Raw genomic sequence first — 15,669 nt, 5'->3', positions numbered from 1 at the left:
CAACCTTCGCATCGCCATACCGGCCCGCGGCATGTGACTCGCCGCACATCAAGGCCTGACACATGACCGTACCCGATCACATGTTCGAACCGTGCAAAAGAAAGCTTGCATCTCCCGAGGTATCCACACATGGGGAGTAGGTTTTGAGAAAGGCTTGCGCCGTGCCGCGATATGACGCCCTCATCCGCAAAACGCCGCGCCGGCGGGCGGCCCGTCATGCCGAAGGCATGCCTCTGGCATGACGCGCGGCGGCCTCTGGCCGCTGTTAACGCGCTTGGGGCATCTCGTAGGGTGAGTTTGCAACCCACCACCCTCGAACGGCAGGTTACCAACCCGACCCGTCAGACCTCTTCCACCGCCATCACCCCCGGCAGGCTCTTCAATGCGCCCTTGATCTCGGGGTTGACCGGGTATTCCGCGCCGGTGTCGATCTCGACCTCGCCGGGCAGGCCCGGGTCCATCAGGTAGAGGAAGATCGGCCCGCGTGCCGCCTTCTGCACCTTGTCTGCCGCCTCGGCCAGGATCGTCGCCACCGAGGGGATCGCCCCCGGCTCCTCGACAAAGACCTTCAGCCCGATCGAACCCGCATCCGCCACCGCCACGTCAATCGGCGCCACCGACCGACCGAGCAGCTTCAACTGGTCGCTCTCCATCGTCGCCTCGACCGTCACCACCACCTTGGCGCCGGTCTCGAGGAACTCGCGGCTCTTTTCCAGCGTCTCGGAGAACAGCGTGACCTCATAGGCGCCGGTGGTGTCGCTCAGCTGGCAAAAGGCAAAGCGGTTGCCGCGCGCCGATTTGCGCTCCTGCCGCCCGGCCACCACGCCGGCCAGCTTGGCCAGACAGGGCGAGCGCTCGGCCTTGGCCATCACCTCGTCGAGGGTCATCACGTCCTTGCGCTTGAGCGAGGCCATGTAATCGTCGAGCGGATGGCCCGAGAGATAGAAGCCCACCGCCTTGAACTCTTCCGCCAGCCGTTCCGCGGGCAGCCAGTCGTTCACCGGTGCCAGCCGCGGCTCGGGCAGATCGTCACCGGCCTCGCCAAAGAGCGACACCTGGTTCGAATTCTTCTGCTCGTGCACCGCCGCCGAGTAGTTCACCAGCGAATCGAGCGATTCAAACACCCGCCGCCGGTTTGGATCGAGCTGGTCGAAGGCCCCGGCCCGCGCCAGCATCTCCAGCGGTCGCTTGCCGACCCGCTTCAGGTCGACCCGGCGAGCCAGGTCGTAGAGCGTGGCAAACGGTTTTCCGTCCCGCCCCTCGACCACCAGCTTCATCGCCTCGAGCCCGACGTTCTTCAACGCGCCCAGCGCATAGACCAGCGCGCCGTCGACCACGTCGAAGGTGGCAAGCGAGCGGTTCACGCAGGGCGGCACCCAGGGCAGGCCCAGTCCCTTGCGGACCTCTTCGAAATAGGTGGCAAGCTTGTCGGTCAGGTGGATATCGCAGTTCATCACCCCGGCCATGAACTCGACCGGGTGGTTCGCCTTGAGCCAGGCGGTCTGGTAGGACACCACCGCATAGGCCGCCGCGTGCGACTTGTTGAAACCGTAGTTGGCGAACTTCTCGAGCAGGTCGAAGACCTCGGTGGCCTTCTTCTTGTCGACGCCGTTCTCGGCCGCGCCCTTTTCGAACTTGGGCCGCTCGGCGTCCATCGCCTCCTTGATCTTCTTGCCCATGGCGCGGCGCAGCAGGTCGGCGCCGCCGAGGCTGTAGCCCGCCATGACCTGGGCGATCTGCATCACCTGTTCCTGGTAGACGATGATGCCTTGGGTCTCTTCAAGGATGTGGTCGATCAGCGGATGCACCGAGGTGATCTCGCGCAGCCCGTTCTTGACCTCGCAATAGACCGGGATGTTCTCCATCGGGCCGGGACGATAGAGTGCCACGAGCGCCACGATATCCTCGATGCAGGTGGGCCGCATGCGCTTGAGCGCATCCATCATGCCCGAGCTTTCCACCTGGAACACGGCGACCGTCCTGGCCGCGGCATAAAGCTTGTAGGTGCGCTCGTCATCGAGCGGAATGGCGTTGATCTGGTTCTCTGCCCCCTCGGCGGGCGCATAGAGCTCGACCCCGTCGGCCGAGACATGCAGCGGCCGCCCGGACTTGAACACCAGGTCCATGGCGTTCTGGATCACCGTCAGGGTTTTCAGGCCGAGAAAGTCGAACTTCACCAGCCCGGCCTGTTCGACCCATTTCATGTTGAACTGTGTCGCCGGCATGTCCGAGCGCGGGTCCTGGTAGAGCGGCACCAGCGCATCGAGCGGCCGGTCGCCGATCACCACCCCGGCGGCGTGGGTCGAGGCGTTCCGGAGCAGCCCCTCGACCTGCTGGCCATAGGTCAGCAGCCGGTCGACGACCTCTTCGTTGCGGGCCTCTTCGCGCAGCCGCGGCTCGTCCTGCAGCGCCTTTTCGATCGAGACCGGCTTGACCCCTTCGACCGGGATCATCTTGGACAGCCGGTCGACCTGGCCATAGGGCATCTGCAGCACCCGGCCGATATCGCGCACCGCCGCCTTGGACAGCAACGCACCGAAGGTGATGATCTGCCCCACCTTGTCGCGGCCGTACTTCTCCTGCACGTAGCGGATCACCTCTTCCCGGCGGTCCATGCAGAAGTCGATGTCGAAGTCGGGCATGCTCACCCGCTCGGGGTTGAGGAACCGCTCGAACAGCAGCGAATAGCGCAGCGGATCGAGGTCGGTGATGGTCAGCGCATAGGCCACCAGCGACCCGGCGCCAGAGCCCCGCCCGGGCCCGACCGGAATGTCATTGTCCTTGGCCCATTGGATGAAGTCGGCAACGATCAGGAAATAGCCGGGAAAGCCCATGCCCTCGATGATGCCCAGCTCGAAATCGAGCCGTTCCTGATATTCCTCGACGCTGACCGCATGCGGGATCACCGCCAGCCGCGCCTGCAGACCCTCGTTGGCCATGCGGCGCAGCTCGGCCACCTCGTCATCGGCGAACTTCGGCAGGATCGGATCGCGGCGATAGCAGCCAAAGGCACAGCGCTGCGCAATCTCGACGGTGTTCTCCAGCGCCTCGGGCAGATCGGCAAACAGCGTCGCCATCTCCTGCGGCGACTTGAAGTAATGCTCGCGCGTCAGCCGTCGCCTCTCGTGCTGCTGATCGACATAGGCGCCCTCGGCGATACAGATCAGAGCGTCATGCGCCTCGTACATCTCCGGTTTCGGGAAATAGACATCGTTGGTCGCCACCAGCGGCAGATCCATCGCATAGGCCATCTCGACAAAGCCGCGCTCTGACCGCGCCTCGGCCTCCGGCAGGCCGCCCTCGCCCGGATGGCGCTGCAGCTCGACATAGAGCCTGTCGCCGTAGATGCCTTTGAAACGCTGCATCAGCGCCTCGGCCGCCGGCCGCTGGCCACGCCGCAACAGCCGCCCCACCGGCCCGTCAGGCCCGCCTGACAGGCAGATCAGCCCCTCGGAATAGGTCTCGAGCTCCTGCAACGTCACCTGCGGCAACTGCCCGCCCTTGTCGACATAAAGGCAGGTGTTGAGCTTCATCAGGTTCTCGTAGCCGCGCTCGTTCTGCGCCAGCAGCACCACCGCCGCCGGGTCCACCGGCTTGTCTCCGGGGTTGAGCTCGACATAGGCCAGATCGACCTGACAGCCCATGATCGGCTGCACGCCCGCCCCTTGCGCGCCGACGGAAAACTCCAGCGCGCAGAACAGGTTGTTGCTGTCGGTCACGGCCACGGCGGGCATGCCCATGTCGGCCACCATGCCGGGCAGCTTCTTCAGGCGCATGGCCCCTTCGAGAAGCGAATATTCGGTATGGGTGCGGAGGTGAATGAATCGGGGGGAGCTCATGCGCGGAAGCTACACGAGCCGCGCAGTGGGGTGAATTCGAAAGTTCGCCGCCAGGCCTCGGAGACCGCCGCCCCCCAAGGCCGCAGCCCCTGGTTCGCGGGCTGCGGCAGGTACTTTGTCCGGGTCAAAAATTAGTGGTTCGCGGCCTGGTTGATTTCACTGACATCCGCTCCGAAGGTCCCCAGTGGCGCATTTTTTCCGCCGTAACCCACGGCCTTCTTGGTTTGGCCCAGATTGGTCCCGATGTCCTTCAAAAATTCGTTGATCTCCTTCACCGCTTGTCCGCCCGCCCCTTTTTCATTGGGCTTCTCGGCGTTGGCAACGGTTGCGGAAAATGTCAGAACAACGGCAGAAATGAATAGATTTCTCATGTACTTCTCCAATGCGAACAACGTCGCATGAGCTTCGCCGGAATTGGCGAAGGTCACTGATAGCACAGTTTTTAGGCATCTGACGAAAAACCGCGCAGCGCCTGGCGTTCAGACCCCCAGCCCCGCGGACGGAAAAACCGGGACGCCCGGGATGGACAGGCCGCCGGATTGCATTAACGTCGACCTCATGTCCGATCTCGATGCCCTGCCCGACTTCCTCGAAACCCTCGTTGCCGAGATCCGCGCCCAAGGCGACTGGGGGCAGGTCGCAGGTTACATCCCCGAACTTGCCCGGATCGACCCGGCGCAATTCGCCATCTCGGTGGTGCTGGCCGACGGGCGGCTGATGCACGCCGGGCAACATGACCAGCGCTTCTCGATCCAGTCGATCTCCAAGGTGTTTTCGCTGGCCTGCGTTCTTGCCCGGTTCGGCGAAAGCATCTGGCACCGGGTCGGCCGCGAGCCCTCCGGCGACCGTTTCGACTCCATCCTGCTGCTCGAGCAGGAACAGGGCCGCCCGCGCAACCCCTTCATCAACGCCGGCGCGCTGGTCACCACCGACGAGCTCTTGGCCGGCCGCGCTCCGAAAGAGGCGCTGTCCGAGATCATCGATTTCATCCGCACCAGCGCTGGCGACGATGACATCCACTTCGACGCCGCCACCGCCGCCTCGGAGACCGAGACCGGCCACCGCAACCGGGCGCTGGCGCATTACCTGCTGAGCTTCGACAATCTCAGGAACCCGCCGGAGCTCACCCTCGGCACCTATTTCCACCAATGCGCCATCGAGATGACCACCGACCAGCTGGCGCTGGCCGGGCGCGGCATTGCCGGTCTGCCGCAGGCGCCGCTGAAACTGACCGAGATCAAGCGCCGCCGGATTGCCGCGCTGATGCTGACCTGCGGCCATTACGACGGCTCCGGCGACTTTGCCTTCCGCACCGGCCTGCCGGGCAAATCCGGCGTCGGCGGCGGCATCCTGCTGGCGGTGCCCGGTCGCGCCTCGGTGGCAATCTGGTCGCCCGGGCTCAACGCATGGGGCAATTCGCAGATGGGCACCGAGGCCGCCGAACGGCTCGCGCGCTTCACCGGCTGGTCGGTGTTCGGCTGAGCGGCGAAAAATTCCGGCCCCTCGGACCTGGCGCAAGCCCTTGATTTCCCTCGCCCGGACCTTTGCTCGCCAATTGAGCACTACCGATTTTTTCTGCACCGCAGCCAAGGAAAAGCTTGCAAGCCCCGAGCGCGCCTTTCTAATCTGATCCCTGACAAGCACGCCGGTCTTCTACGCCGCATCGAAGGCCAGCAACATAAGTGCGCATGGTAGAGCGGCAGGTCATCGACATGGACATTGGATTTCTTCTCAACGGAGAGCCGGTCCGGATCCGTCCAGAGCCCCCCACCCGCACCCTGCTCGACTGGCTGCGCGACACGCGCGGCCTGACCGGCACCAAGGAGGGCTGCAACGAGGGCGATTGCGGCGCCTGCACGGTGATGGTGCAGGACCGGGACGGCATCCGCGCGCTCAACGCCTGCATCCTCTTCCTGCCACAACTCGACGGCAAGGCGGTGCGCACCGTCGAAGGGCTGCGCGACGACAGCGGCGGCATGCACCCGGTGCAACAGGCGATGGTGGACCATCACGGCTCGCAATGCGGCTTCTGTACCCCGGGCTTCATCGCCTCGATGGCGGTGGCCCATGCCAATGGCCAGACCGATCACGCCGACCGCCTCGCCGGCAACCTCTGCCGCTGCACCGGCTACGCCCCGATCCTGCGCGCCGCCCGGGCTGCCGAGACCGCCCCGGTGCCGCAATGGACCACGCAGGAGGCTTCTTCTGTTGAAAAATACCTCGGGGGAATCGCCAAAGGCGATGGGGGCAGCGCCCCCCTGCTGCCGCAGTCCTGTGACGAACTGGCCGAGATCTACGCGCAGACCCCAGACGCCACCCTGATCGCCGGCGCCACCGACGTCGGCCTCTGGGTCACCAAGCAGCTGCGCGATCTGGATCGCGTGATCTTCCTGCACAAGGTCCGCGACCTGCAGCAGATCGAGGATCAAGGCGACCGGCTGAAAATCGGCGCCGGCGTCACCATCGCCCGGCTCTGGCCGCTGATGGCCAAAATTTACCCCAGCCTGGGTGAGCTTTTTCGCCGCTACGGCTCGGTCCAGGTGCGCGAGGCCGCCACGCTCGGCGGCAATATCGCCAATGGCTCGCCCATCGGTGACAGCCCGCCGCCGCTGATTGCCCTTGGCGCCCGGCTGCACCTGCGCCGGGGCAACAGCCGCCGCGAGATCGCGCTCGAGGATTTCTTCATCGACTACGGCAAGCAGGACCTCGCGCCGGGTGAATTTGTCGAAACCGTGACCCTGCCCAAAGACCAGCCGCAGATGCGTTGCTACAAGATCTCCAAGCGGTTCGACCAGGATATCTCCGCCCTCTGCGCCGCCTTCAACGTCACCGTCGAGGACGGTCGCGTCACCGCGCTCCGCACCGGTTTCGGCGGCATGGCCGGCATCCCGAAACGCGCCAGTGCCTTCGAGGCCGCGCTGGTGGGTCAGAGCTGGTCCGAGGACAGAGTCAAGGCGGCAGCCGCCGCGCTGGAAGAAGACTTCGCGCCGCTCTCCGACATGCGCGCCTCGGCCCGCTACCGGATGGAGAGCGCGAAAAACCTCGCCCTGCGCTATTTCCACGAGCTGAACGGCGCGGAAACCTCCGTTCTGAAGGTGCAGCCATGAGCGTCGCCAAACCCCTGCCCCACGACGCTGCCGCCCTGCATGTCACCGGTGCTGCGCGGTACGTCGATGACATCCCCGTGCCGCGCGGCACGCTGCACCTGGCCTTCGGCCTCAGCCAGATCGCCCGCGGCCGGATCACCTCCATGAACCTCGACGCCGCGCGCGCCCTGCCCGGCGTCGTCGCGGTGCTGACGGCCGAGGACCTGCCCTTCGCCAATGACGTCTCGCCCTCGATCCACGACGAGCCGCTCCTCTCAGACGGCACCATCCACTACCTCGGCCAGCCGCTCTTCCTCGTGGTGGCCGAGAGCCATCACGCCGCCCGCAAGGCCGCGCGCCTCGGAAAGATCGAGGCCGAGGAAGAGCCCCCGCTCCTCACCATTGAGGAGGCGCTCGCCGCCAACAGCCGTTTCGAGGACGGCCCCCGCATCTACCAGAAGGGCGACGCCGCCACCGCCATTGAAGCCGCGCCGCAAAAGCTGAAGGGCGCGCTCACCATGGGCGGGCAGGAGCATTTCTACCTCGAAGGTCAGGCCGCCCTCGCCCTGCCGCAGGACAATGGCGACATGCTGGTGCATTCCTCGACCCAGCACCCCACCGAGATCCAGCACAAGGTGGCCGAGGCCATCGGCCGCCCGATGCATGCCGTCCGGGTCGAGACCCGGCGGATGGGCGGCGGCTTCGGCGGCAAAGAGAGCCAGGGCAATGCCCTCGCCGTGGCCTGCGCCGTGGCCGCGCGGCTGACTGGCCAGCCCTGCAAGATGCGCTATGACCGCGACGACGACATGGTGATCACCGGCAAGCGCCATGATTTCCGCATCAACTACGAGGTCGGCTTCGATGATCGCGGCCGCATCGCCGGGGTCAATTTCGTGCAATACGCCCGCTGCGGCTGGGCACAGGACCTGTCGCTGCCTGTGGCCGACCGCGCCATGCTGCATGCCGACAACGCCTATCTGCTGGATCACGCCCGGATCGAAAGCCACCGGCTCAAGACCAACACCCAGTCCGCCACCGCCTTTCGCGGATTTGGCGGCCCGCAGGGCATGCTGGGCATCGAGCGGGTGATGGATCACATCGCGCATCATCTGGGGTTGGACCCGCTCGTGGTACGCCGGGTGAATTATTATCACGCGCCGCCGAGAACCGGCCCCGGCACAGGCCAGCGCTATACGGGGCCGAACACAGGCAAAGGCAGCCGCTATGCCGAACCGGGCCCCGCCGCGGCCCCGGCAGAGGACCTCGCGTCGCGCGGCGCGGCCAGCAACGTCGCCCCGCCGGACGTGCCGACGCCGCCCAAGGGTGCCCAGACCACGCCTTATGGCATGGAGGTCACCGACTTCATCCTGCACGAGCTGACCGACCGTCTGGCCGAGCAGGCCGGTTACGCCGAACGCCGGGCAAACGTCGCCGAGTGGAACGCCGCCAACCCGATCCTGAAGCGCGGCATCGCCCTGACCCCGGTCAAGTTCGGCATCTCCTTCACGCTGACCCATCTCAACCAGGCCGGCGCTTTGGTGCATGTCTACCAGGACGGCTCGGTGCACCTCAATCACGGTGGCACCGAGATGGGCCAGGGCCTGTTCCAGAAGGTGGCGCAGGTCGCGGCCAGCCGCTTCGGTCTGCCGCTCGAGGCGATCAGGATCACCGCCACCGACACCGCCAAGGTGCCCAATACCTCGGCCACCGCCGCCTCTTCCGGGTCCGACCTCAACGGCATGGCGGTCAAGGACGCCTGCGACAAGATCAGGGCGAGGATCGCCGGGCACCTGGCGGAACTGCACCAGCAGCCGGTGGAAAGCGTCCGTTTCAAGGATGGCCGCGTGTTGGTCGGCGGCGAAACCTTCACCTTCGCCGAGGCCGCCAAGCTGACCTACGAGGCGCGCATCAGCCTGTCGGCCACCGGCTTCTACAAGACGCCTGACGTCGCCTGGGACCGGATCAAGGGCCAGGGCCGGCCGTTCTTCTACTTCGCCTATGGCGCGGCCATCACCGAATGCGTGATCGACACGCTGACCGGCGAGAACCGTATCCTGCGCACCGATATCCTTCATGATGCCGGCGCCTCGCTGAACCCGGCGATCGACATCGGCCAGATCGAGGGCGGCTACGTGCAGGGGGCGGGCTGGCTGACGATGGAAGAGCTGGTCTGGGACGACCGTGGCGCGTTGCGCACCCATGCGCCCTCGACCTACAAGATCCCCGCGTGCCCCGACACGCCCGACATCTTCAACGTCGCGCTCTGGGACGGCGAGAACCCGGCCGAAACGATCTATCGTTCCAAGGCGGTGGGCGAGCCGCCCTTCATGCTCGGCATGTCGGCGTTCTTCGCGCTCTCCGATGCGGTCGCGGCCTGCGGGCCGAACTACCCCGACCTCAGGGCCCCGGCGACGCCCGAGGCGGTGCTGGCCGCGGTCGCGAGGGCGCGGGGATGAGCGACTGGATCCGCATCCAGATCGCCGAGGCGCGCGGCTCGACCCCGCGCGAACCCGGCACCGCGATGCGGGTCTGGCCCGAGGCGCAAGAGGGCAGCATCGGCGGCGGCACGCTGGAATGGCAGGCGACGCAGATCGCCCGGCAGATGCTGGCCGACGGCACGCTGGAGGCACGGCGCAAGATGGCGCTCGGTCCCGACATGGGCCAATGCTGCGGCGGCGCGGTCACACTGGAGTTTGTGCGGAACGCCGAGATGCCCGCGCCCGAGGCGCAGCCCCTGTGGATCTGGGGCGCCGGTCATGTCGGCCGCGCCATCGCGGCGGTGCTGGCGCCCCTGCAGACCCCGGCGATCACCCTGGTGGATATCTCGCCGGACCGCCTGCCCGATCCGCTGCCAGAGGGCGTCACGCCGCTGGTGGCCGCAGAGCCAACGCGCGCCGTGCCGCATGCGCCGCGCCACGCCAGCCACCTGATCGTCACCTATTCGCATGATCTTGACCTCGCGCTCTGCGATGCGCTGCTGCGGCACGGCTTCGACGACTGCGGGCTGATCGGCTCGGCCACCAAATGGGCGCGCTTTCGCAAACGCCTTGCCGCGCTGGGCCATGGCAGCGCGCAGATCGCGCGCATCACCTGCCCGATCGGCGACCCCGCCCTGGGCAAGCACCCGCAGGCGATTGCGATCGGCGTGGCAGCCCGCTATCTGGCCCGGGCCGCCGAGACGCCGACCCTGAAGGAGAGACGCGCGTGAGAGAAACCCTGTTGCAGATCAAGGGCCTGACCAAGGCCTACCCCGGGGTGGTGGCGAACTCCGACGTTTCCTTCGACATCGGCCGCGGCGAGGTGCATGCGCTTCTGGGCGAAAACGGCGCCGGCAAGTCGACGCTGGTCAAGATGATCTACGGGCTGGTGAAACCCGACAGCGGCCACATGAGTCTCAACGGCGCGGGCTATGCCCCGCAGGACCCCCATGCCGCCCGCGCCGCCGGCGTCGCCATGGTGTTCCAGCACTTCTCGCTGTTCGAGGCGCTTTCGGTGGCGGAAAACGTGGCGCTCGGCATGGAAAACCCGCCGAAGCCGCGTGACCTCGCGCGGCAGATCCGCGAGGTGTCCGAGACCTACGGTCTGCCGCTTGATCCCGACCGCACTGTCGGCGGCCTCTCGGCCGGTGAACGCCAGCGGGTCGAGATCATCCGCTGCCTGCTGCAGGACCCCAAGCTCTTGATCATGGACGAGCCGACCTCGGTGCTGACACCGCAGGAGGTGGAGATCCTGTTCCAGACCCTGCGCAAGCTCTCGGCCGAGGGCACCGCAATCCTCTATATCTCGCACAAGCTCGAGGAGATCCGCGCGCTCTGTGAAACCGCCACCATCCTGCGGCTGGGCAAGGTGGTCGACACCTGCGACCCGCGCGAGGCCACCGCGCGGCAGCTGGCCGAGCTGATGGTCGGCGCGTCGTTCGATGCGGTGACCCGCGAGGCCCGTGCGCCGGGCGCGGTGCGGCTGGCGGTGCGGGGCCTCTCGGCGCGCTCGCCCAATGCCTTCGGCACGTCGCTCAAGGACATCTCCTTCGAGGTGCGCGCCGGCGAGGTGCTGGGCATCGGCGGTGTCGCCGGCAATGGTCAGGACGAGCTGCTGGCGGCGCTGTCGGGCGAGATCGTCACCGGGGCCGACATGGTGCATTTCGACGGCACGCCGGTGGGCCAGCAAGGCCCCGAGGCGCGGCGCACCGCCGGTCTGCTCTCGGCCCCCGAGGAACGCCTTGGCCATGCCGCGGCCCCCGACATGAGCCTGACCGAGAACGCCATCCTCACCGCCGCGGCGCGCGAGGGGCTGATGAAGAACGGCTTTCTCGACTGGGCCGGGGCGCGCAGCTTTACCGAGAAGGTGATCAAGGCCTTCGACGTGCGCACCCCCGGCCCCGGCACCGCCGCACGAGCGCTGTCTGGCGGCAACCTGCAGAAATTCGTCATCGGCCGCGAGGTGATGCAGCGCCCGCAGGTGCTGGTGGTCAACCAGCCGACCTGGGGCGTCGATGCCGCCGCCGCCGCCGCCATCCGCCAGGCCCTGCTGCACCTGGCGGCGGAAGGCGCTGCCGTGGTGGTCATTTCGCAGGACCTCGACGAGCTGATGGAGGTGGCCGACCGGTTCGCGGCGCTGAACGAGGGCCGGCTGTCGGACATCCGCCCGGTCCAGGGGCTGACGGTGGACGAGATTGGCCTGATGATGGGCGGCGCACATGACATGGAGGTGGCCCATGTCGAGGCTTGATCTGTCTGACCGCGCGCCTCTGGCCGGCGTCGGGTGGCGTATTTTTAAAGAGAAGAAGCGCAGGGTGGCGCAAATCCGAGGAGCTTGCGCATGATCCATCTGGTCAAGCGGCCGCAGCCGTCGCGGTTCTGGACCGCGCTCACGCCGGTGCTGGCGGTGATCCTGACAATGATCGTCGGCGGCATCATGTTCGCCGCGCTGGGCAAGCCGCCGCTCGAGGCGATCCGCACGATCTTCTGGGACCCGTTGTTCCATCCGCAGTTCGCCGCCTATTCGCGGCCGCAGCTCTTGGTCAAGGCCGGGCCGCTGATCCTGATTGCCATCGGGCTGTCGATCGGCTTTCGCGCCGGCATCTGGAACATCGGCGCCGAGGGGCAATACATCATGGGCGCCATCGCCGGGGCCGGTGTGGGCCTCGCCTTTTACCCCCTCGACAGCTTTATCGTTTTTCCGCTGATGGTGCTGGCCGGAGCCCTGGGCGGCTGGGCCTGGGGGATGATCCCGGCGGTGCTGAAGGTGAAGTTCGGCACCAACGAGATCCTGGTGTCGCTGATGCTGGTCTATGTGGCCGAGGCCTGGCTGGCCTCGGTGGCCTCGGGTCTGCTCAAGAACCCCGAGGGGCGCGGCTTTCCGGGATCGCGGAATTTTCAGCAGTATGACGCTGGCGCCAATACCGAGGTGATTGCCGGTACCGGCATGCATTGGGGGGTGGTGGCCGCGTTCATTGCGGTGATCTTTGCCTATGTGCTGCTGACACGGCATATCCGCGGCTTTCACATCCGCCTGACCGGCGAGGCGCCGCGGGCGGCGCGGTTTGCCGGGGTCAACCCGGCGCGGGTTGTGATCTTCTGCCTCGGGCTTTCGGGTGCCTTGGCGGGGATGGCGGGGTTGTTCGAGGTCTCTGGTCCTGCCGGGCAGATCACCATCGATTTCAACTCGGGCTACGGGTTCACCGCGATCATCGTGGCCTTCTTGGGGCGGTTGCATCCGGTGGGCATCCTGCTGGCCGGGCTGTTGATGGCGCTGACCTATATCGGCGGCGAGCTGGCGCAGCTGATGCTGGGGCTGCCGGGGGCGTCGATCCAGTTGTTTCAGGGGATGCTGCTGTTCTTCCTGCTGGCGACGGATGTCTTCACCAACTACCGGGTGGAGTTCGGCAAAGCGGAGGTGGTGTGATGCGGGGATATGTTAGGGTGCAAGCTGCGCAATCGCCGACCCGAGGGGTGCGCCGCGCCGGCTTTTCTAAAGACATCGAATGGAGCGCCGCCTGATGGATCTCGGAACGATCAACCCCATCCTGCTGGTGGCCTCGCTCATGGTCTCGGCCACGCCGATCCTCCTGGCGGCCATCGGCGAGCTTGTCGTCGAGAAATCCGGCGTGCTCAACCTCGGCGTCGAGGGCATGATGATCACCGGCGCCGTGGTGGGCTTTGCCGTGGCGGTCAACACCGGCTCGCCGGGGCTGGGCTTTGCCGCCGCCGCCCTGGCCTCGGCGCTGCTGTCGCTGACCTTCGGCGTGCTGACCCAGTTCCTGCTGTCGAACCAGGTGGCCACTGGGCTGGGGCTGACGCTGGTGGGGCTCGGGCTGTCGTCGCTGATCGGCAAGCCCTACGAGGGTATGAAATCCCCCACCCTGCCGGACCTGCATATCCCGCTCCTGGCCGACATTCCGTTCTTCGGGCCGATGCTGTTTCAGCATGACCTGATGGTCTATCTCTCGATTGCCCTGGTGGCGGCGGTCTGGGCGGTGCTGAAGTTCACCCGCGCCGGGTTGATCCTGCGCGCCGTGGGCGAAAGCCATGATGCCGCCCATGCGCTGGGCTACAAGGTGGTGCGCATCCGGCTGCTGGCGATCTTCTTCGGCGGGGCCTGCTCGGGGCTTGGCGGCGCGTATCTCAGTCTGGTGCGCGTGCCGCAATGGACCGAAGGCATGACCGCCGGCGCCGGCTGGATTGCCTTGGCCATCGTGGTCTTTGCCAGCTGGAAACCCTGGCGGGTGCTGATCGGTGCCTATCTCTTTGGCGGGGTCACCGTGCTGCAGCTGAACCTGCAGGCGGCGGGCACGAAGCTGCCGGTCGAATACTTGTCGATGTCACCGTATCTGATAACAATTCTCGTGCTGGTCATCATCTCGGCACGGGGCTACCACGGCGCGCCGGCCTCACTCGGCCGCCCGTTCCATGCCTCGCATTGAGGCCAACCCAACAAAAACACTCAGCAAGACTCTCAGGGAGTACCAACATGAACCGCAGAACACTTCTTGCCAGCGCCGCGCTGGCCCTGGGCCTGGCCGGGTCGGCCTTTGCCGCCAGCCATTCCGAAAAGACCAAGGTCGGCTTCATCTACGTCGGCCCCGTCGGCGACGGCGGCTGGACCTACGAGCATGACCAGGGCCGCAAGGCGGTCGAAGAGCACTTCGGCGACAAGGTCGAGACGGTCTATCAGGAAAGCGTGCCGGAAGGCGCCGACAGCGAGCGGGCGATGACGCAGATGGCGTTGTCGGGCGCCAAGATCATCTTCACCACCTCCTTCGGCTACATGGACCCGACGATCAACGTCGCCAAGAAGTTCCCGGACGTGAAGTTCGAGCATGCCACCGGCTACAAGCGCGCCGACAACGTCTCGACCTATTCCGCCCGCTTCTACGAAGGCCGCGCCATCCAGGGCACCATTGCCGGCCACATGACCAAGACCAACAAGATCGGTTATATCGCGTCGTTCCCGATCCCCGAGGTCATCCGCGGCATCAACGCAGCCTATCTGCATGCGAAGAAGGTCAACCCGGATGTCGAGTTCTCGATCGTCTGGGCCTACACCTGGTTCGACCCGGCGAAAGAGGCCGACGCTGCCAATGCGCTGATCGAACAGGGCGCCGACGTGATCCTGCAGCACACCGACTCCACCGCGCCGCAGGCGGCCGCCGAGAAGGCCGGCAACGTGATCACCTTTGGCCAGGCTTCGGACATGGCGGAATATGCGCCGATGCCGCGGGTCTCCTCGATCATCGACAACTGGGCGCCCTATTACATCGACCGCGTGCAGGCGGTGATGGACGGCACCTGGGAAAGCAAGGACACCTGGGACGGCATCGGGCCGGGCATGGTGGGCATCGGCGAGATCTCTGACGCGGTGCCTGCCGAGGTCAAGGAAGAGGCACTGGCGATGAAAGAGGCGATTGCGTCGGGCGAGTATCACCCCTTCACCGGACCGATCAACAAGCAGGACGGCTCGGTCTGGCTGGCCGAGGGCGAAGTGGCCGATGATGGCACGCTGGCGGGGATGGATTTCTACGTCGAAGGTCTGACCGGCGAAATCCCGAACTGATCCGGGTTTGATTTGAGAGCGAGAGCCCTTCGGCTGTGGTGGTCGGGGGGCTTTTTCGTTGGCGGCGGCTCGCCGCGCACAGGATCTGTGCAGGGGCGGGCGTTGACCGGTGGTGCCGACGACTGTCTACTTCTGGCTGAGGATTGACCCCGGGAGAGCCGCCATGACAGCGATCATGATATGCGATGTGGCGGTAAAAGACCGGGCGCGACTGCTGGACTACCTGAAGCTGGCCGCGGGCACGGTCGAGGGTTTTGGCGGACGCTACCTGGCGCAGGCGGGCGAGATCTCGGTGCTGGAAGGCGACTGGAGCCCTGAGGCGCTGGTGGTGGTCGAGTTTCCTACGGTCGAGGCGGCGCAGCGCTGGTATGCATCCGAGGCCTATGCGCCGGCGCTGGAGATCAACCCGCAGGCAATGATCCGGAAGATGGTGATCGTGGCGGGTTCGGATAGTTGAATGCCCGGACACTAAAGCCGTTTCCCGACACAAACGTCAGACCAAGCCGCGCATTGCCGGCGCGCGCGGTGGCGATCCACCCGCAGTTCGCAAACGCTTTATTTCAGCCAAGTCCGAAGAACCTCTGAGCGATGTGCTCACGACAGCCAAATCGCCAGCGCGTGGGGGCGCGCCGGCGATGCGCGGCGGCCTTGCGGCCTTGATTCCGCGCTGGGTGAGGTGACCGACGGAGCCT

General features: G+C 66.2%; 11 protein-coding genes. 9 read left to right on the top strand and 2 right to left on the bottom strand.

The annotated features are described in order from the left end of the window. Positions 1–341: 341 nt before the first annotated feature. Both dnaE and ACN0SE_RS19630 read right to left on the bottom strand, forming a co-directional pair. Positions 342–3,839: a DNA polymerase III subunit alpha gene (gene dnaE, locus ACN0SE_RS19635; RefSeq protein ID WP_417526226.1), complete on the bottom strand. Its 3,498-nt coding sequence runs from the start codon at positions 3,837–3,839 to the stop codon at positions 342–344. A 131-nt stretch (positions 3,840–3,970) separates the two neighbouring features. Then, on the bottom strand, positions 3,971–4,267 hold the full coding sequence (locus ACN0SE_RS19630) for a hypothetical protein (protein WP_417526225.1): 297 nt from the start codon (positions 4,265–4,267) through the stop codon (positions 3,971–3,973). A gap of 130 nt (positions 4,268–4,397) precedes the next feature. On the opposite strand from ACN0SE_RS19630, the gene ACN0SE_RS19625 reads away from it, so the two are divergent. The 9 genes from ACN0SE_RS19625 to ACN0SE_RS19585 all read left to right on the top strand — a co-directional run bounded on the left by ACN0SE_RS19625 (position 4,398) and on the right by ACN0SE_RS19585 (position 15,434). Then, positions 4,398–5,321 (top strand): glutaminase, encoded by a 924-nt coding sequence (locus ACN0SE_RS19625; protein ID WP_417526224.1) that lies wholly within the window; start codon positions 4,398–4,400, stop codon positions 5,319–5,321. Between the two features lie 230 nt (positions 5,322–5,551). After that, positions 5,552–6,946, top strand: a complete 1,395-nt coding sequence (gene xdhA / locus ACN0SE_RS19620) for a xanthine dehydrogenase small subunit (RefSeq protein WP_417526227.1) — start codon at positions 5,552–5,554, stop codon at positions 6,944–6,946. Beyond that, positions 6,943–9,381, top strand: coding sequence for a xanthine dehydrogenase molybdopterin binding subunit (gene xdhB / locus ACN0SE_RS19615; RefSeq protein WP_417526223.1), 2,439 nt, complete (start codon positions 6,943–6,945; stop codon positions 9,379–9,381). The genes xdhA and xdhB overlap by 4 nt, the downstream gene beginning before the upstream one ends. Further along, a complete protein-coding gene (gene xdhC / locus ACN0SE_RS19610) occupies positions 9,378–10,133 on the top strand; it encodes a xanthine dehydrogenase accessory protein XdhC (protein WP_417526222.1) in 756 nt (251 codons plus the stop codon). The genes xdhB and xdhC overlap by 4 nt, the downstream gene beginning before the upstream one ends. Continuing rightward, entirely contained in the window at positions 10,130–11,653 is a 1,524-nt protein-coding gene (locus tag ACN0SE_RS19605; RefSeq protein WP_417526221.1) for an ABC transporter ATP-binding protein, read from the top strand. Before xdhC ends, ACN0SE_RS19605 begins: the two co-directional genes overlap by 4 nt. Before the next feature lie 90 nt (positions 11,654–11,743). Continuing rightward, the gene (locus ACN0SE_RS19600; RefSeq protein ID WP_417526220.1) at positions 11,744–12,829 is read left to right on the top strand and encodes an ABC transporter permease; all 1,086 of its coding nucleotides are present in this window, start codon (positions 11,744–11,746) and stop codon (positions 12,827–12,829) included. Positions 12,830–12,923: 94 nt separating this feature from the next. Then, complete coding sequence (locus tag ACN0SE_RS19595; protein WP_417526219.1) at positions 12,924–13,847, top strand: ABC transporter permease; 924 nt, start codon at positions 12,924–12,926, stop codon at positions 13,845–13,847. A 47-nt stretch (positions 13,848–13,894) separates the two neighbouring features. Further along, complete coding sequence (locus ACN0SE_RS19590) at positions 13,895–14,977, top strand: BMP family ABC transporter substrate-binding protein (protein ID WP_417526218.1); 1,083 nt, start codon at positions 13,895–13,897, stop codon at positions 14,975–14,977. Positions 14,978–15,140: 163 nt separating this feature from the next. After that, positions 15,141–15,434 carry a DUF1330 domain-containing protein gene (locus tag ACN0SE_RS19585; RefSeq protein WP_417526217.1) on the top strand — a complete coding sequence of 98 codons (294 nt, stop codon included), beginning with the start codon at positions 15,141–15,143 and terminating at the stop codon, positions 15,432–15,434. Positions 15,435–15,669 lie beyond the last annotated feature (235 nt).

This window comes from Marinovum sp., assembly GCF_048263515.1.
GTDB lineage: Bacteria > Pseudomonadota > Alphaproteobacteria > Rhodobacterales > Rhodobacteraceae > Marinovum.
The sequence above is the reverse complement of the archived record's forward strand: the minus strand, read 5'-3'. Positions and strand labels throughout refer to the sequence as shown.